This is a genomic window from Dietzia sp. Cai40 (assembly GCF_014145165.1).
Taxonomy (GTDB): Bacteria; Actinomycetota; Actinomycetes; order Mycobacteriales; family Mycobacteriaceae; genus Dietzia; species Dietzia natronolimnaea.
Genome location: NZ_JAALEB010000190.1, coordinates 1 through 17,703 on the forward strand (window position 1 = coordinate 1; position 17,703 = coordinate 17,703).

The following is a 17,703-nucleotide window of genomic DNA, read 5'->3' on the forward strand; positions in this document are numbered from 1 at the left end:
AGCGCGACCGTCCCCCGCAGCCTCTCCTCGACCTCCGGCGCCTCGGCGCCGGCGTCGCTCAGAGCGCGGGCGACCACATCACGGGCCTCGGCGGTCCGTGCGCGGTCCCCGGTGAGCACCGCCACCACCATCTCGTCGCGGCGGACGACGGCGGGCGTCACCGCGGTGCCCGAGTTGACGGCGTCCGACCGCACGCAGAAGGTGCGATCCTGCTCGGCTTCGGCGGCGACCCTGGCATTGACCAGGGAGTCCTTGGTTGCCGCCACCACGTACCAGGCGCCCTCCAGGTCGCCGGACCGGTACTCACGGGCCTCCCACCGGATGCGTCCGGAGTCGACCAGTCCCTGCAACGTGGGCGTGATCTCAGGACTCACCAGGTGGACGACGGCACCCGACTCGAGGAGCACCGGGATACGCCGCTGGGCCACCGATCCGCCGCCGATCACCACGACCCGACGGCCTTCGAGGTCCAAGCCGACGGGGTACGGGTTCACGGGCCGGATCATGCCGCCGATCCTATCCGCCGTCGGTGGCCGCGACCGCCTCGGCCCCGAGGCACTGTGATACGCGTCATCCCCCGGCCACAGCGACGCGGCGACCGGGGGATGAGGGTTCGTACGGGGCGGGGTCCGGCCCGCCGTCAGGCCCTCTGATCGAGCTTGAGGGTGCGGGTCGAGCGCTCGAACTGCTCGGCGAACAGGCCCTCTTCCGCGGCCAGGTCGCGACCGAGGGACGGGATCATCTCCTCGAGCGCGGGCTTCCAGTCCGCGAACCGGCTCGGGAAACAGCGCTGCAGCACATCGACCATCGCGTCGACGGCCGTGGACGCACCGGGGGACGCCCCCAGCAGACCCGCGATCGAGCCGTCTGCGGCGTTGACCACGGCGGTACCGAACTCGAGGGTCCCCCCGCGCCCGTTGGGCTTGATCACCTGGACACGTTGGCCGGCAACGACCTTCTCCCACTCGCCGTCCTGCGCGGACGGCACGAAGTCCCTGAGGGTCTCGACACGCGCGCCGTGATTCTTGGCGAGCTCGGTGATGAGGTACTTGACCAGGCCCATCTCGGTGAGCCCGATGTTGGCCATGGGCAGCAGATTGCCCGGACGGATGCTCGAGGGCAGGTCCATGAAGCTGCCCATCTTGAGGAACTTCGGGGTCCAGCCGGCGAACGGGCCGAAGAGCAGCCCCTTCTTGCCGTCGATGACGCGCGTGTCGAGGTGCGGAACCGACATCGGCGGCGCGCCGACCGACGCCTGGCTGTACACCTTGGCCTGGTGCTGGTCGACGAGGTCGGGGTTGGTGCAGCGCAGCCACTGGCCCCCCACGGGGAACCCGCCGATGCCCTTGATCTCCGGGATGCCCGACTTCTGCAGCAGGTGCAGGGCACCTCCGCCGGCTCCGACGAAGACGAACTTCGCATCGACCGTGCGCTCGTCGCCGGTGTGGCGGTTGGCCACGGTCAGCCGCCAGGTGCCGTCGGTGTTGCGCTCGAGATCCTTGACCTGGTTCTGGTAGTGGACCTCGGTGCCCGTCCTGGTGAGGTACTTGACGAACTGCCGGGTGAGTGCCCCGAAGTTGACGTCGGTGCCGTTCTCGAAGTGACTGAGGGCGAAGGGCTGGTCGGCGGACCGGCCACGGGCCATGAGCGGGACCAGCCGCTCGAGTTCTCCGAAGTCGGTGGTGTGACCCATCCCGGGGAACAGGGGGTGGCCGGCGAGCCTGTCGTACCGCTTCCGCAGGTACTCCTGCCCGGCCTCACCGGCCACGAAACTCATGTGCGGGACCGGGCGGATCCACTCCGTCGGGTCGCCGAGGATCGTGTTCTCCACGGCATAGGACCAGAACTGCCGCGAGACCTGGAACTTCGCGTTGACGCTCACGGCCTTGGTGATGTCCACGTCACCGTCGGCGGTCTTGGGCGAGTAGTTGAGCTCGCAGAGTGCGGAGTGGCCGGTGCCGGCGTTGTTCCACGCGTCGGAGGACTCCAGCGCGGGGCCCTCGAGGCGCTCGAAGATCTCGATCTGCCAGTCGGGCTGGAGGCGACGCAACAGAGCCCCGAGCGTCGCGCTCATGGTGCCCGCGCCGATGAGCGCCACATCAGTCGTTCCGTGCTTTGCCACCTGGTCTGCAGTCACCGGTTACCCTCGCTGTTTGGTCGTGGACCCGAATTGGAATCGACACGGGACCGTCCGGCGACCCCGCGTCCACCGGATCCCAAGACTACTCACCGGTCTGCCCCCGCGGCACACCGGACTAGGGTGGTCGTCGTGCCTCCGCCCTCCCCCGATGCCGTCGCCCCCACCGGATCCGGTGCGCAGTGGACCCCGGACCTGCTGGGCCCGTCCTACCGGCGTCTCGAGCTCCCACTCGGTACCGATCCGGACGGCGAGGGACCGATATCGGCCACTCTCGTGCGGCACGAGGACGCACCCGAGCGGCCCGTCGCCGCCCTGCTCGTGGTCCACGGTCTGTCCGACTACTTCTTCCACACCCATCTCGCCGAGTTCCTCGCCGGTCGCGGCATCGCGACCTACGGCGTGGACCTGCGCAAGTGTGGACGCTCCAGGCGGGACGGCCTGACGCCGCACTTCACCACCGACCTGAAGAGATACGACGACGAGCTGGACCGGTCACTGGCCGTGATCGCCGCCGAACACCCCGGACTCCCCGTCATCGTGGCCGCGCACTCCACCGGCGGACTGGTGGTACCGCTCTGGCTCGGGCGGCGCCGCGACCGGGGCTCGCTGGACCCCGTCGTGGGGCTGGTCCTGAACTCCCCCTGGTTCCAACTCGACGTCCCCGACCGCGCCCGACCCCTGTTGGACCCGGTCATCCGAACCCTGGGTTCCGCGAGGCCCTATTACCGGCTGCCCCTGAAGACCTCGGACCGGTACGTGGTGAGCACCCACATCGACCACGACGGGGATTTCCACTTCGACACCGCACTCAAGCCCCCGGGCGGGGTCGGGGTCCGGGCCGGATGGCTCGCGGCCGTCCGCCGGGCGCAGAAGGCTCTCCAGTCCGGGGTCCACCTTCCGCTCCCCGTGCTCCTGCTGAGGTCGACGGCGTCGTCCGTCGGCGCTCGCGGCGCGGGCGGTGTGCTCGACGTCGACACCGACCTGATCCTGGATGTCCGATCGATGGAGCGATTCGCCGACCGGGTCTCGGACCGGGTCACGGACATCCCCGTCGACGGCGCCCGACACGACGTGTTCCTCTCCCGCGCGGATGTGCTCGAGGTGGTCTTCCGGCACCTCGGCGACTGGCTGGACCAGATCCTCGCACCCCACACCAAGGAGTCCTGACGACCATGACCCAGACCCCCTCCCGGCACTTCGACCTCATCGTGATCGGCACCGGAAGCGGAAACTCGCTGATCGACGAGTCGTTCGCCGACAAGTCCGTGGCGATCTGCGAGAAGGGCTCCTTCGGTGGGACGTGCCTCAACGTGGGCTGCATCCCCACCAAGATGTTCGTCTACGCCGCGGACACCGCCGTGTCCGTCGCGCACTCCAGCACCTACGGGATCGACTCGACGCTCGACGGCGTCCGCTGGCCCGACATCGTCTCCCGGGTGTTCGACCGCCGGATCGACCCCATCGCCTCCAGCGGCGAGGACTACCGGCGCACACGGTGCGACAACGTGACCGTGTACGACGGTCACGCGACCTTCGTGGGTCCGCGCACCATCGACACGGGGACCGGGGAGATCATCACGGCCGACTCCGTGGTGATCGCCGCAGGCGCCCGCCCCTCGATCCCCGGGATCGTCGTCGACGCCGGCGTCGACTTCTACACCAGCGACGACGTCATGCGGATCCCCGAGCTACCCGGGTCGATGGTGATCCAGGGCTCCGGCTTCATCGCCTGTGAGTTCGCCCACGTGTTCTCGGCTCTCGGCGTGGAGGTGACCGTGATCGGCCGCTCGGACGTCCTGCTCAAGCACGTGGACCGGGAACTGGCCGAACGGTTCACCGACCAGGCCAGGCGGAGGTGGGACGTCCGCCTCGGCCAGCAGATCACCACGATGACCGCGACCGGCGAGGACCGGCGCGGGGTCGAGATCACCTTCGAGGACGGTTCGACCTGCTCCGGCGACGCGCTCCTGGTGGCGACGGGCCGCACCCCCAACGGCGACCTGCTCGGCCTCGACACCGCCGGCGTGGCGATGGACGGGGAGCTGGTCCGGGTCGACGAGTACGGCCGCACCACGGCCGACGGCGTGTGGGCCCTCGGCGACGTGAGCTCCCCCTACCAGCTCAAGCACGTCGCCAACCACGAGCAGCGGGTGGTCGGGCACAACCTGCGGCACCCTGACGACCTCCACCCCGTCAATCACCGGTTGGTGCCCTACGCCGTGTTCACCTGGCCGCAGATCGCCTCGGTCGGACTGACCGAGGCCGAGGCCCGGGAGGCCGGATACGACGTCACGGTCAAGGTCCAGGACTACGGGGACGTGGCCTACGGCTGGGCCATGGAGGATTCGGTCGGGTGCTGCAAGCTCATCGCGGACCGCACGACGGGGTTGCTCGTCGGCGCCCACATCATGGGTGCCCACTCGCCCTCCCTCATCCAGATCCTCATCCAGGCCATGGAGTTCGAGATCACCGTCCCCGAACTCGCGCGTCGCCAGTACTGGATCCACCCTGCGATGGCCGAGGTTGTCGAGAACGCCCTGCTCGGACTGGATTTCCCGGACCGGGGCTTCTGACCCGCCGCCCCGGCGGGCCTCAGCCGACCACGAAGTCCGCCGGGTCGACCGACCTCACCTGGCGTCGGTATCGGAACGTGAAGGTGGGCCACAGCGTCGAGTTCCGGCCCCGTGAGTCGATGTACCAGCTCGAACATCCACCGTCGTTCCACACGGTGCCGGCGAGTTCGCGGTCCATCCGGTCGGAATACCGGTCGAGGGCCTCCTCCCGCACCTCCACGGTCCCCCGATCCGCACGCCTCGACAACTCGAGCAGCCTCAGCACGTGCTCGGCCTGTGATTCGAGCATGTAGACGATCGACGAGTGCCCGAGGCTGGTGTTGGGCCCGAACATCAGGAAGAGGTTGGGGAACGCGGCGACCGTCACGCCGTTGTGCGCGCGGGGGCTGCCGTCCCAGTGTGCTGCGAGGGTCCGGCCGTCGGAACCGGTGACGACCCGCGCGATGGGCGGCTCGGTGGGCTGGAACCCGGTCCCGAAGATGATCACGTCGGCGGGGTGCTCGGCACCCCCGGAGTCGACGAGACCGCCCGGGGTCACCGAGGTCGCGGGTCCGGAGACCAGGGTGACGTCCCGCCGACACAGCGCCGGAAGCCATTGGCCGGTGAGCAGCACACGCTTACACCCGATCGAGAAATCCGGGGTGAGCACCGTCCGCATCCGCCGGTCCCGCACCTTGACCAACAGGTAGAACCGGGCGAACCACTCGAACAACCGGAGGAGGAACCGGGCCCGGGTGAATGCCAGGACGTAGAGCTCACGGCCCGCGTAGACCCGACCCCGGACGATCTTCTGCACGAACGGGACACGCCGGTACAGCGCGCGGCGACGCCGGGAGATGGAACGGTCGAACCGGGGCAGGATCCATCCGGGTGTCCGTTGGAAGACCGTGACGTGGTCGGCGGTCCCGGCGATCTCGGGCACGAACTGCACGGCGGAGGCGCCTGTGCCGACCACCGCGACCTTCTTGCCGGCGAGGGGGATGTCGTGGCGCCAGCGCGCGGAGTGGAACACCTCGCCGTCGAAACCCTCGAGGCCCGGGAGCGGGGGCACGGAGGGTGCGGAGAGCGCCCCCGTCGCGACGATGAGATGGCGGGCCAGGACCTGCCCACGGCTGGTGTCGACGTTCCACCGGGCGGTGTCGTCGCCCCACCGCGCGCGGGTGACCTCGCAGGAGGTGACGAGTCGATCGCGGAGGCCGATCCTGTCCGCCACCCCGACGAGGTAGGCCTGGATCTCGCCCTGTCTGCCGAACGAGTGCGACCAGTCGGGGTGAGCGTGACCCGACAACGAGTACAGGGAGGTGGGCACGTCGCAGGCGCACCCCGGGTAGGTGCTGTCGCGCCAGGTCCCGCCGACCTCGTCGCCGGCCTCGACCACGAGGATGTCCCCGCCCCGTCCCTCCCGCAGGAGACGATCGGCCATCGCGATCCCCCCGAACCCGGCTCCGACGACGAGGATGTCGACGTGGTCCACAGGTCCGCGGGGAGTATCGATCATGATTGACATTATGGCGCGAGATGTCCATGACTCACGGCCGCATCGGGACAATCGTTCGACTCGGGTCGTCGGGGAGCCCGATCCGACCCGGCGGCGAGGCCTCAGCCCCCGCTCGGCAGCGTCAACACCTCGTACCCCTCGTCGGTGACGAGCACGGTGTGTTCGAACTGTGCGGTCCACGCCTTGTCCGCGGTGGTGACGGTCCAGTCGTCATCCCAGATGTCGAACCCGGGACCGCCCAGCGAGATCATCGGCTCGACGGTCAACGTCATCCCGGGCTCGAGGACCTCGGTCCGTGACGGCTCGTCGTAGTGGAGCACCACCAGGCCGTTGTGGAAGGTGGGACCCACCCCGTGCCCGGTGAACTCCCGGACCACCGTGTAGTCGAACCTGCGCGCGTAGGACTCGATGACACGCCCGATCACGTTGATCTCCCGGCCGGGGCGGATGGCCTTGATCCCGCGGTTCATGGCCTCTCGCGTCCGTTCGACCAGGAGCCGGTTCTCCTCGGCGACCTCACCCGCCAGGAAGGTGGAGTTGGTGTCGCCGTGGACTCCGTCGATGTACGCGGTGACGTCGATGTTGACGATGTCCCCGTCGAGGATGACCGTGGTGTCGGGGATGCCGTGGCAGATCACCTCGTTGAGGGACACGCAGCTGGACTTGGGGAACGCCTTGTACCCCAGCGTCGACGGGTAGGCGCCGTGGTCGCACATGTACTCGTGGGCGATCCGGTCGATCTCGTCCGTCGTGACCCCGGGTGCCACGGCACGCCCCGCCTCGACGAGGGCGTCCGCCGCTATCGTGCACGCCCTGCGCATCGCCTCGATCACCTCGGGCGTCTGCACCCACGGCTCGCCGTTGGCCTCGTCGACCTTCTCGCGCCAGACGTACTCGGGCCGCGGGATCGACTCGGGAACCGTCCGGATCGGGGTGGGATCGCCGGGGACGAGGGGCTGACGGGTTGAGGTGGTCATGGCCTCAAGGATAGGTGCGTTCAGGGGCTCGCCGCCGACCCGGCCCGACCGCGGGTGCCCGGGTGCCGCCACCGTGGCCCGGCGGGTCACATCAGGACGGTCGCGTAGTCGACCACGTCGACCATCCCGACCCGCCGGTACGCCGAGCGGGCCGCGGCGTTGGATCCGTTGACCACCAGGGACGGGGTCAGTCGACCGGCCTGGAGGGCGGCGCACACCGCGGCGATGCCGCCGGTCCCGAGCCCCGCACCCCTCCTGCCGGGCCGGACCCACACCCCCTGGATCTGCGCCGACCACGGAGAGACTGCGGCGACGTCGGCCTTGAAGAACACCTCTCCGTCGTCGACCCCGATCCAGGTCCTCCCCCTCGCCAGGGAGCGCGCGACCCGGCGGCGGAACGGTATCCCCGACCCCACGGCGAACGGATCGGAGCCCAGCTCCTCGCGGTACATCGCCGCCGCGGCCGCGAGCACCTGCTCGAACTCGAGGAGGGTCGCGGCCCGGATGTCGCCGAGCACGAGGGACCGGTCCACCGGGTGCCGCAGCGCCATGAGGTGCTGCGCCCCGCGGAGTTCCCTGGACGGCCCCCAGCAGGAACCGAGGGCACCCCACAGCGCGGAGACCTGATCCCTCCGCCCGTGGACGGACATGGGGCCGAACCCCAGGCCCGCCACCGCGAGACCGAGCTCGTGGTGATCATGTGCGTCACCACGGAGTGGCAGCACCGAACTCCCCACGAACACCAGCGACCTCTCGGGGCCGCCCAGCGTGAGGAACCGCCCCTCCGGCCCGGGCACCGCGCCGGACGCGGCGAACTTCTCCGCCGCGGGACACGAGACCAGGGGGTCGGATTCGAGGACGCCGAGCAGCGCGCGGGCCTCCCCGGGGCCCACCCCGCGGCACCCGCCGGTCGCTGCCTCCGGCGCAGCCGTATCGGTCATCGGCCTATCGCGTGACCTTGACCTGGGGGCCCTGACCCGCTGCGGCCTCGCCGACGGGCTCGCCCATCTCCTCCGCGATCCGCATGGCCTCCTCGATGAGGGTCTCGACGATCATCGCCTCCGGCACGGTCTTGATGACCTCGCCCTTGACGAAGATCTGGCCCTTGCCGTTGCCCGAGGCCACGCCGAGATCGGCCTCGCGCGCCTCGCCGGGTCCGTTGACCACGCACCCCATGACGGCCACGCGCAGGGGGACGCTCATCCCCTCGAGGCCGGCGGTGACCTCGTCGGCGAGCTTGTAGACGTCCACCTGGGCACGACCGCACGACGGGCAGGAGACGATCTCGAGCTTGCGCGGGCGCAGACCCAGTGACTGCAGGATCTGCGAACCGACCTTGATCTCCTCCACCGGCGGCGCGGAGAGCGAGACCCTGATGGTGTCGCCGATCCCCTCCGACAGCAGGGCTCCGAACGCGACCGCGGACTTGATGGTGCCCTGGAACGCGGGCCCGGCCTCGGTGACTCCGAGGTGGAGCGGGTAGTCGCTCTTCGACGCGAGCTGACGGTAGGCCTCCACCATGATCACGGGGTCGTTGTGCTTGACCGAGATCTTGATGTCGCCGAAACCGTATTCCTCGAACAGCGAGGCCTCCCACAGCGCGGATTCCACGAGCGCCTCCGGGGTGGCCTTGCCGTACTTGGCGAGCAGACGCGGATCGAGGGACCCGGCGTTGACGCCGATCCGGATGGGGATCCCCGCCGCGCCGGCCGCCTTGGCCACCTCGGCGACCCGTCCGTCGAACTCCTTGATGTTGCCGGGGTTGACGCGTACCGCCGCGCACCCGGCGTCGATCGCCGCGAAGATGTACTTGGGCTGGAAGTGGATGTCCGCGATGACGGGGATCGGCGACTTGCGCGCGATGGTCTCAAGGGCGTCGGCGTCCTCCTGACGGGGGCACGCCACGCGGACGATGTCGCAGCCCGCCGCCGTGAGTTCGGCGATCTGTTGGAGCGTGGCGTTGACGTCGTGGGTCTTGGTGGTGGTCATGGACTGGACCGACACCGGATGATCGCTGCCCACACCGACCTGGCCCACGAACAGCTGCCGCGTCTTCCGGCGCGGCGCGAGGACCGGCGGTGGACCGTCTGGCATTCCCAGTCCGACGGGGATGGAGGAGGAGTCGTTCACAACAGGGCCTTCCGTAGGGGTCGCCAGCCGGGTGCTCGCGGATCCCGTCCGCCATTATCCGCGTTCCGGGGCGCGGGGGCGAGATCGGGAGTCCGGACGCTCATCCCGTCAGCAGTATGGGGTTGACGAAGTCCGCGGTGATGACGATCGCGGACACGCCCATCAACAGGACGAACACACCGATGGTGATCGGCGCGAGTTTCTCGTAGTCCGCCGGGCCGCCCGGTGCCAGCCCGCGGAGCCGCCGTAGCGCGTCGCGGATCTTCTCGTAGAACACCACCGCGATGTGGCCGCCGTCGAACGGGGTGAGCGGGACGAGGTTGAACGCCCCGAGGAACAGGTTCAGCCCCGCGAGGAAGAGCAGGAACAGCCACCACGCACCCTGCTCGGCCGCCTGGCCACCGATGTGGCTCGCACCCACCACGGAGACCGGCGAGTCATCGGCCCGTTCGGCGCCGAAGATCGACGCCGCCACCGCCGGGATCTTGGACGGGAACGAGATGAGTCCGTCGATCGTGGCCTCGATCATCTCCCCGGTGAACACGAAGGTCGCCGGGACCGCACCGAGCGCGTCGTAGGTGTTGACCGTCTGGTAGGCGGGGTCGGCGAGGATCTCCGGGGGGATGCCGTCCTCGGACAGTCGCACCCCCAGCGCACCCCTCTCCTGACCCGCGACGGAGGACGAGGTCAGGCTCGCCGTCGTCGTCACGGTCTCCCCCGCCCGGTCGAGCGTGACGGGGACCGTCTGGCCGGGACGCGCGGAGACCACCTCGGACAGATCGGACCAACTGCCCACGGGGAGGCCGTCGACGGAGGTGATCCGGTCGCCGGCGAGGATGCCGGCCTCACCCGCCGGGCCGACACCGACCCCACACCGGTCCGCACCGGCGCAGGTGTCGCCCACCACCGCCGCGACCCGGTCGGTCGGGATCGGTTGGACGTCACGGTTGACCAGCCCCCAGCCCACGGCGACCGTGTAGAAGAGCGCGATGGCCAGGACGATGTTCATGGCCGGGCCGGCCAACAGGACCGCCACCCGTTTCCACCACGCCTGACGCCACATCGCCCTGGGCTCGTCCTCCGGGGCCAACTCGTCGTACGCGGTCATCCCCGCGATATCGCAGAACCCACCCAGCGGGACCGCCTTGAGTCCGTACTCGATCCCGCCGCGGCGCACCGACCACAGTGTCGGACCGAAGCCGACGAAGAACCGACGGACCTTCATGCCCGACCACTGCGCCACCCGCATGTGTCCGTACTCGTGGAGCACGATCGACACCATGATCCCGAGTGCGAAGAGCACGATCCCGAGCACCATCACGACTCAGCCCTCCCGGTTCGCGACGAGCGTGGCGGCACGGCGCCGTGCCCACGACTCCGCCGCCGTCACGTCGTCCAGGTCGCGGGGATCGGACGACCACTCGTCCGCCGCCGCGACCGTCTCGGCCACCACGTCGACGATCTCGGTGAAGCCGATCCTCCCGTCGAGGAAGGCCGGCGCGGCCTCCTCGTTCGCGGCGTTGAACACCGCCGTGCGCAGCCCTCCCGCCGATCCGGCCGCGCGGGCGACGGAGATCGCCGGGAACGTCTGCTCGTCCACGGGCTCGAACGTCCAGGAGTGGGACCGGGAGAAGTCGAGAGGTGTCGTGGCCCCGGGGATCCGGTCCGGCCAGCCGAGGGCCAGCGCGATGGGCAGCTTCATCGACGGAGGAGACGCCTTGGCGATGGTGGCACCGTCGACGAAGGTCACGGCCGAGTGGACCACCGACTGGGGGTGGACGGTCACCTCGATCTTCTCGTACGGCACCCCGAACAACAGATGCGCCTCGATGAGCTCGAGCGCCTTGTTGACCAGGGTGGCCGAGTTCAGTGTGATCATCCGCCCCATCGCCCACGTGGGATGCCGCAACGCCTGCTCCGCGGTGACGTCCGCCAGCTGCGCGCGCGTCCTGCCCCGGAACGGACCTCCGGACGCGGTCAGGACGAGGCCGGCGACCTCGTCCGCGGTGCCCGATCGCAGGCACTGCGCCATGGCCGAGTGTTCGGAGTCCACGGGCACCAACTGCCCCGGGGCGGCGGCGCCGGTCACCAGCGCACCACCGGCGACGAGCGATTCCTTGTTGGCCAACGCCAGGCGGGCTCCGGTCGCCAGCGCGGCGAGGGTGGGACCGAGTCCGATCGAGCCGTCGATGCCGTTGAGGACGACGTCCGCCTCCACCGCCCCGACCAACTCGGTCGCGCCACCCGGCCCGTCGAAGACGGTCACCGCGGGGAACTCCGACCGGATCCGCGCGGCGCCGGCGGGATCCGAGACGGCGACGTAGCCGGCTCCCGTCGCCGCGATCTGCTCACCGAGGAGGTCCACCCGACCGCCGCCCGCGGCCAGGCCCACGACCTCGAACCGGCCGGGGCCGGCCTCGGAGGTCACCTCCAGTGCCTGGGTACCGATCGAGCCGGTGCTTCCGAGGATGAGAACGCGCGTGGTCACACCGTCATTGTCCACGTCCGGGGCGCCGGGCGCCGCATCGCGTGACGCGTCGGGGGCGTGACACCGGCGGGTTACCCGTCGACCCCGGCCGGGCGTGTGCCAGACTGAGCGGGATGTCGGCGGCCCGCGGGGCTGCCAGCGAGCCGTGAGGAGAACCGGGGAGCATGAGCGCGGACGGGCACCACACCAGCAAGGAAATCGTCGTGGGGGGCATCAGCTCCCTCGACGAGCCCTCGGTCCAGTGGGGCTGGCACCAGCACAACAGGAAGGTCGGCCTCGTCGTGGGCGGCTTCTTCGTGTTGTTCCTCCTGGCCATGCTGTTCGGCAACCACGTGGGCAGGGTCGAGGACATCTGGCTGGTCAGCATCGCCGTGTTCCTCGCCGTGTGGATGTTCCTGTCGCTGCGACCGAAGAAGGACGACAGCCTCAAGAAGGCCAGGGTCTACGAGGTCCCGGCTGATCACTACTCGGTGTTCGGCGCCGCGGCGACCGGCGCGGTCGCGACGGCTCCCGCCAAGCGCTGAGAGCCACTGCACGACGAAGGCCGCCGCCCGCGACATCCGCGGGCGGCGGCCTCGTCCGTGATCGGGGACGGCCCGGGCTCACCTCACGGTGATCGGCCCTCGGAGCTCAGCCTTCGGCGGCGAGCTGGCCGCAGGCGGCGGCGATCTCCTGCCCACGGGTGTCCCGGACGGTGCAGGAGACACCGGACTGCTGGACCGCGGCGACGAACGCGTCCTGCTGGGGCTTCGGGCTGGCGTCCCACTCGCTGCCCGGAGTCGGGTTGAGAGGGATCAGGTTGACGTGGGCCATGGGCCCGAGGCGCTGTACGAGCAGCCGACCGAGCATCTCCCCGCGCCACGTCTGGTCGTTCACATCGCGGATCAACGCGTACTCGATCGACACCCGCCGGCCCGTGGCGTCGGCGTAGTGCCGCGCGGCGTCCATGACCTCGGAGACGGGCCACCGGTTGTTGACCGGCACGAGGGTGTCGCGCAGTTCGTCGTCAGGGGTGTGCAGCGAGACCGCCAGGGTCACCTGGAGTCCCTCCTCCGCGAGGCGATGGATCGCGGGGACGACTCCGACCGTCGAGACCGTGACCGAACGCTGGGACAATCCGAACCCGGACGGCGGCGGCGAGACGATCCCCCGGACAGCCGTGAGGACCCGCTTGTAGTTGGCCAGCGGCTCACCCATCCCCATGAACACCACGTTGGACAGTCGTCCCGGGCCGCCGGGGACCTCGCCGTCCCGCATCGCCCGGGCTGCCTCGCGCACCTGCTCGAGGATCTCGGCGGCCGAGAGGTTGCGGTCGAGCCCGGCCTGGCCGGTGGCGCAGAACGGGCACGCCATGCCGCACCCGGCCTGGCTGGAGATGCACAGCGTCGCCCGGTCCGGGTAGCGCATGAGCACGCTCTCCACCAGCGAGCCGTCGTGCAGCTTCCACAACGTCTTGCGCGTGGTGCCCCCGTCGGCGGAGATGTGCCGGACCGAGGAGGCCAGGCGCGGGAACAACTCGGAACCGATCTGTTCACGCAGACCGACCGGGAGGTCCGTCATCTCCGCGGGGTCGGCCTCGAGTCGTCCGAAGTACTGGTTGGCGAGCTGCTTCCCCCGGAAGGCGGGGACCCCCAGTTCGCTCATCGCCGCAGCCCGGCCCTCTGCGTCGAGGTCGGCGAAGTGACGAGGCGGAAGACCCCGGCGGGGGGCGTCGAAGACGAGGGGTAGTGGTTCAACCATGATGGCTGCCATTGTGTCAGAAACCGGACCGCACGACACACCGCCAGCGGATGCCGTCGGCGCCGGTGAGGGAATAGAGTCCTCCCATGGCCACGCGTTCGCACGAACCAGTTGATCCCCAGCACACCGACCACACCGCCGGAGCAGCGGAGATCGCGCCGGTCGAGGACACCCACGCCTCGGCTCCTGCGACGGTCCCCGCCGGGGACTCACGCGGTGGACGCGGGAGCCACGACGACGACGTCATGGACACCCACGGCGGCAAGCTGGGGTCGGCCTGGGTGGGACTGGTCCTCGGCGCCCTGGTGACGATCCTGTTGCTGATCTTCATCGCGCAGAACACCACGTCCACGGGCGTGCGGTATCTGGGGCTGGAGTTCAGCCTCCCCCTGGGGGTCCTGATCCTGTTCGCCGCCATCGCCGGCGCGCTGATCATGGCGCTGTTCGCCGGATTCCGGATCCTGCAGCTGCGGATGCGCGCCCGGAAGGCGCGCAAGGTGTCGGCCCGCCACCACTGAGGGGTGTCGTCCCCACGGCCGACCGCCGGTGAGCGCGCCCCCGCACGCTCAGGTCGGGACGACGTAGGTGAAGATGATCCACACCACGACGGCGGTGGGCAGGACCGAGTCGAGGCGGTCCATGAAGCCGCCGTGGCCGGGCAGCATGGTGCCCATGTCCTTGATGCCCAGGTCCCGCTTGACCTGTGACTCGATGAGGTCGCCCAGGGTCGCCGTGAAGACGGTGAGGACGCCGAGCAGGACGCCCTTGAGGAAGTTGTCGTCGAACAGCAGCACCACCACGAGCGCCCCGCCGATGATGGCGAACACCATCGATCCGGCGAAGCCCTCCCACGACTTCTTGGGGCTCACCGCGGGCGCCATCGGGTGTCTGCCGAACAGCACGCCGGTGACGTATCCCCCGACGTCCGAACACACCACCAACAGGATCAGGGCGACGACACGCTGCGCCCCGTGGTCGCCGTCCGCGAGCATGGCGCCGAGAGCGCCCGGGACCGCGATCCACACCAGGACGAACAGGGCCACCGAGACGTCACGGAGATAGTTCTGTGGGGCCGTGGTCAGCCCCGCCATCAGGAGGCGCCAGACCAGGACCAGGACGGTGGTGGCGGCGAACGCGGCGAAGGCGCCCTTGGCCTCGGCGAAGAACCCGGCCCAGACCATCGCCTGTCCACCGAGGAGCAGGGGCACCAGTGGGAGGCGGAACTGCGCCTGCCGCAGCCGCTTGAACACCTCCCAGGTCCCGATGGCCACGGCACCGGCCGCGACCAGGTACCAGGCCCTGGGGTTGAACGCGATACTCGCGATCACCAGAGCCCCGAGCCCGACGCCCACCGGGATGGCGCGGGTCAGGTCCCTTCCCGCCCGCGACGGCGGAGCCGCGGCCGCGGCTGTGGGCCCGGGTGGGCCGGGCGGGGCGGTGTCCACCACATTCTCCTCGAGTCTCGGGGGTGGGTCGGCGGGTGCTGGGAGATCAGACCTCCATCAACTCGCCTTCCTTGGCCTTGACGAGCTCGTCCACGTCGGCCACGTACCGATGGGTGAGCTTGTCGAGTTCCTTCTCGGCGGCGTTGACCTCGTCCTCGCCGGCCTCGCCGTCCTTGACGATGCGCTTGAGCTCGTCCATCGCCTTACGCCGGACACCTCGGAGCGCGATACGACCGTCCTCGGCCTTCGACTTGGCCTGCTTGACCAGATCGCGCCGGCGCTCCTCGGTGAGCTGTGGGACCGTCACGCGCAGAACCTGGCCGTCGTTGGTCGGGTTGACGCCGAGATCCGAGTTCCGGATGGCGTTCTCGATCGGACCGATCTGGGACATCTCGTACGGCTTGATGATGAGCATCCGGGGCTCGGGCACCGCGATACTCGCCATCTGGGTGATGGGGGTCAGGGTCCCGTAGTACTCGCAGAGCACCCGGTTGAACATGCCGGGGTTGGCGCGACCGGTACGGATGGCGGCGAGCTCGTCACGGACGTGCTCCACGGCCTTCTCCATCTTCTCCTCGGCCTCGAGCAGGGTGTCGTCGATCATGTGTTGTCTTCCGTTCTCTACGTGGATGAGGGGCGCGGATCCCGCGCCTCAGGCCGGGCTGCTGACCAGGGTCCCGATCTCCTCACCGGCGACGGCGCGCGCGATGTTGCCCTCGGTGAGGAGGTTGAAAACCAGGATGGGCATCTTGTTGTCCATGCAGAGGCTGAACGCGGTCGTGTCGGCGACCTTCAGTCCCCGTTCCAGGCACTCGCGGTGCTCGATCCGTGCGAAGAGTTCGGCGTCGGGGTTGGTCCGCGGGTCGTCGGAGTAGACCCCGTCGACGGCCTTGGCCATCAACAGCACCTCGGCCTTGATCTCGAGCGCCCGTTGGGCGGCTGTCGTGTCGGTGGAGAAGTAGGGCATTCCCATGCCCGCGCCGAAGATCACCACACGCCCCTTCTCCAGATGCCTCTCGGCACGAAGGGGGATGTACGGTTCCGCGACCTGACCCATGTGGATGGCGGTCTGCACCCGCGTGGACACGCCCTCCTGCTCGAGGAAGTCCTGCAGCGCCAGACAGTTCATGACGGTGCCGAGCATCCCCATGTAGTCGCTCCGTGCGCGGTCGAGGCCACGCTGCTGCAACTGGGCGCCGCGGAAGAAGTTCCCGCCGCCGATGACGATCGCGATCTGCGCGCCCGTGCGGGACACCTCGGCGATCTGCCTGGCGACCGACTGGACCACATCGGGGTCGATCCCCACGCCGCCCCCGCCGAACATCTCTCCGCCCAGCTTGAGCATCACACGCTTGTAGCCGTCCCGCGGGTCGGTCATCGCTCTCCTCGTCCCGGACGGATCACGCCCGTCTCGTGCGTCAACGCCCCCGACGTCGTCGTCGAGAAGCCGTACGGCCCTTGGTGGGACCTCGTCTATTCTGCCCTATCGCCACCGCCGCCACACCGCAGCCCGCGCGCCCGCGTACGGGGCCGGTCGGACACGCGCCGACGGCGGCACCCGGGAGTCCGGGTGCCGCCGTCGGAGGAGTACCCGCGAGCGCGGGTACCAGGGGCGGATCAGGCCTGGCCGACCTCGAAACGGAGGAAGGCCGTCACCGTGGCGCCGGCCTCGGTGAGGAGCGCGCCGACGGTCTTCTTGCTGTCGGTGACGGACGGCTGGTCCAGGAGGACGACGTCCTTGTAGAAGCCGTTGAGACGACCCTCGACGATCTTCTGCAGAGCCTGCTCGGGCTTGCCCTCCTCGCGGGCGGTGGCCTCCGCGATCTCGCGCTCCTTGGCCACGATCTCGGCGGGCACCTCGTCGCGCGAGACGTACTGCGCCTTGAGCGCGGCGATCTGCATGGCGGCCGAGCGGGCGGCGGCCTCGGCGGACTCGCCCTCGCCCTGGTAGGCCACCATCACGCCGACGGCCGGCGGGAGGTCGGAGGAGCGCTTGTGGAGGTAGACCGCGACGGGGCCGTCGAGCTTGCCCACGCGACGCAGGACCAGCTTCTCGCCGGACTTGGCGGAGAACGAGACCACCGCGTCGGCGACCGTCGACCCGTCGAGCTCGGCGCCGTTGAGGGCGTCGAGGTCGGAGATGCCCTGGGAGGCGGCGACGTCGACGATCTTGTCGGCCAGCGCGATGAACTCGGCGCTCTTCGCCACGAAGTCGGTCTCGGAGTTGAGTTCGATCATGACACCGTCCTTGACGGCGACCAGGCCCTCGGCGGTGGTGCGCTCTGCACGCTTGCCCACGTCCTTGGCGCCCTTGATGCGCAGGACCTCGACGGCCTTGTCGAAGTCGCCGTCGGTCTCCTCGAGTGCCTTCTTGCAGTCCATCATCCCGGAGCCGGTGAGCTCACGCAGACGCTTGACGTCGGCAGCGGTGTAGTTCGCCATGGTGGGGCGACCCTCCTAAAAGAGTTCGTGATGTGTCGGAAGTTGTTGACGTCGGCCGGCGGGCGCGATCGACTCCACCCTAGACGCCTCGGCGCCGGGGGACCCCTCGCCCACCGTCACCGACACGTCGGGCCCGGCCCCCGGGAGATCCCGCGTGGGGATCGTGGGCGGCCGGGCCCGACGTGCTCGAGCTGGTGGTGGGAGATCAGGCCTCGGTGGACTCGGCCGCGGGGGCCTCCGTCGCAGCGGCCTCGGCCTCGGCCGCGGGGG

17 protein-coding genes are annotated in these 17,703 nt (G+C 69.8%); 4 read left to right on the forward strand and 13 right to left on the reverse strand.

Going from position 1 to position 17,703, the window contains the following annotated elements; all coding sequences use genetic code 11:
- Together G6022_RS08255 and mqo are read right to left on the reverse strand one after the other, a co-directional pair.
- Nucleotides 1-506, reverse strand: a 506-nt coding sequence (locus G6022_RS08255; protein ID WP_277819487.1) for an NAD(P)-dependent oxidoreductase, incomplete at its 3' end; no start/stop codon positions are given.
- A 134-nt stretch (nucleotides 507-640) separates the two neighbouring features.
- A complete protein-coding gene (mqo, locus tag G6022_RS08260; protein ID WP_347237849.1) occupies nucleotides 641-2,122 on the reverse strand; it encodes a malate dehydrogenase (quinone) in 1,482 nt (493 codons plus the stop codon).
- Nucleotides 2,123-2,269: 147 nt separating this feature from the next.
- Here mqo and G6022_RS08265 point away from each other — a divergent pair, with 147 nt between their 5' ends.
- Nucleotides 2,270-3,307, forward strand: coding sequence for an alpha/beta hydrolase (locus G6022_RS08265; RefSeq protein ID WP_259843962.1), 1,038 nt, complete (start codon nucleotides 2,270-2,272; stop codon nucleotides 3,305-3,307).
- 5 nt (nucleotides 3,308-3,312) lie between these two features.
- Nucleotides 3,313-4,713 carry a mycothione reductase gene (gene mtr / locus G6022_RS08270; protein ID WP_182639534.1) on the forward strand — a complete coding sequence of 467 codons (1,401 nt, stop codon included), beginning with the start codon at nucleotides 3,313-3,315 and terminating at the stop codon, nucleotides 4,711-4,713.
- 19 nt (nucleotides 4,714-4,732) lie between these two features.
- Here mtr and G6022_RS08275 read toward each other — a convergent pair whose 3' ends face one another.
- The 6 genes from G6022_RS08275 to dxr form a co-directional block, all read right to left on the reverse strand.
- Nucleotides 4,733-6,211, reverse strand: a complete 1,479-nt coding sequence (locus G6022_RS08275) for an NAD(P)/FAD-dependent oxidoreductase (RefSeq protein WP_182639535.1) — start codon at nucleotides 6,209-6,211, stop codon at nucleotides 4,733-4,735.
- Nucleotides 6,212-6,312: 101 nt separating this feature from the next.
- Nucleotides 6,313-7,188, reverse strand: coding sequence for a type I methionyl aminopeptidase (map, locus tag G6022_RS08280; protein WP_182609736.1), 876 nt, complete (start codon nucleotides 7,186-7,188; stop codon nucleotides 6,313-6,315).
- An 86-nt stretch (nucleotides 7,189-7,274) separates the two neighbouring features.
- Nucleotides 7,275-8,129, reverse strand: coding sequence for a GNAT family N-acetyltransferase (locus G6022_RS08285; RefSeq protein WP_182609735.1), 855 nt, complete (start codon nucleotides 8,127-8,129; stop codon nucleotides 7,275-7,277).
- 4 nt (nucleotides 8,130-8,133) lie between these two features.
- Nucleotides 8,134-9,282, reverse strand: a complete 1,149-nt coding sequence (gene ispG, locus G6022_RS08290; RefSeq protein ID WP_182639538.1) for a flavodoxin-dependent (E)-4-hydroxy-3-methylbut-2-enyl-diphosphate synthase — start codon at nucleotides 9,280-9,282, stop codon at nucleotides 8,134-8,136.
- 136 nt (nucleotides 9,283-9,418) lie between these two features.
- Complete coding sequence (locus G6022_RS08295) at nucleotides 9,419-10,636, reverse strand: site-2 protease family protein (protein ID WP_182609734.1); 1,218 nt, start codon at nucleotides 10,634-10,636, stop codon at nucleotides 9,419-9,421.
- 6 nt (nucleotides 10,637-10,642) lie between these two features.
- On the reverse strand, nucleotides 10,643-11,806 hold the full coding sequence (gene dxr / locus G6022_RS08300) for a 1-deoxy-D-xylulose-5-phosphate reductoisomerase (protein WP_259843967.1): 1,164 nt from the start codon (nucleotides 11,804-11,806) through the stop codon (nucleotides 10,643-10,645).
- 164 nt (nucleotides 11,807-11,970) lie between these two features.
- Between dxr and G6022_RS08305 the strand changes: the two genes are divergently transcribed.
- Nucleotides 11,971-12,330 (forward strand): DUF2631 domain-containing protein, encoded by a 360-nt coding sequence (locus G6022_RS08305; protein WP_182639536.1) that lies wholly within the window; start codon nucleotides 11,971-11,973, stop codon nucleotides 12,328-12,330.
- A 106-nt stretch (nucleotides 12,331-12,436) separates the two neighbouring features.
- Here G6022_RS08305 and rlmN read toward each other — a convergent pair whose 3' ends face one another.
- Entirely contained in the window at nucleotides 12,437-13,546 is a 1,110-nt protein-coding gene (gene rlmN / locus G6022_RS08310) for a 23S rRNA (adenine(2503)-C(2))-methyltransferase RlmN (RefSeq protein ID WP_179525453.1), read from the reverse strand.
- 86 nt (nucleotides 13,547-13,632) lie between these two features.
- Here rlmN and G6022_RS08315 point away from each other — a divergent pair, with 86 nt between their 5' ends.
- Complete coding sequence (locus G6022_RS08315; RefSeq protein WP_179525454.1) at nucleotides 13,633-14,064, forward strand: lipopolysaccharide assembly protein LapA domain-containing protein; 432 nt, start codon at nucleotides 13,633-13,635, stop codon at nucleotides 14,062-14,064.
- 48 nt (nucleotides 14,065-14,112) lie between these two features.
- Here the strand turns inward: G6022_RS08315 and G6022_RS08320 are convergent, their stop codons facing one another.
- The 4 genes from G6022_RS08320 to tsf all read right to left on the reverse strand — a co-directional run bounded on the left by G6022_RS08320 (nucleotide 14,113) and on the right by tsf (nucleotide 17,433).
- Nucleotides 14,113-14,991, reverse strand: coding sequence for a phosphatidate cytidylyltransferase (locus G6022_RS08320; RefSeq protein WP_182644736.1), 879 nt, complete (start codon nucleotides 14,989-14,991; stop codon nucleotides 14,113-14,115).
- A 46-nt stretch (nucleotides 14,992-15,037) separates the two neighbouring features.
- On the reverse strand, nucleotides 15,038-15,595 hold the full coding sequence (frr, locus tag G6022_RS08325; RefSeq protein ID WP_182610948.1) for a ribosome recycling factor: 558 nt from the start codon (nucleotides 15,593-15,595) through the stop codon (nucleotides 15,038-15,040).
- A 48-nt stretch (nucleotides 15,596-15,643) separates the two neighbouring features.
- A complete protein-coding gene (pyrH, locus tag G6022_RS08330; protein ID WP_179525457.1) occupies nucleotides 15,644-16,369 on the reverse strand; it encodes a UMP kinase in 726 nt (241 codons plus the stop codon).
- 239 nt (nucleotides 16,370-16,608) lie between these two features.
- Complete coding sequence (gene tsf, locus G6022_RS08335) at nucleotides 16,609-17,433, reverse strand: translation elongation factor Ts (protein ID WP_179525458.1); 825 nt, start codon at nucleotides 17,431-17,433, stop codon at nucleotides 16,609-16,611.
- Nucleotides 17,434-17,703: the final 270 nt, after the last annotated feature.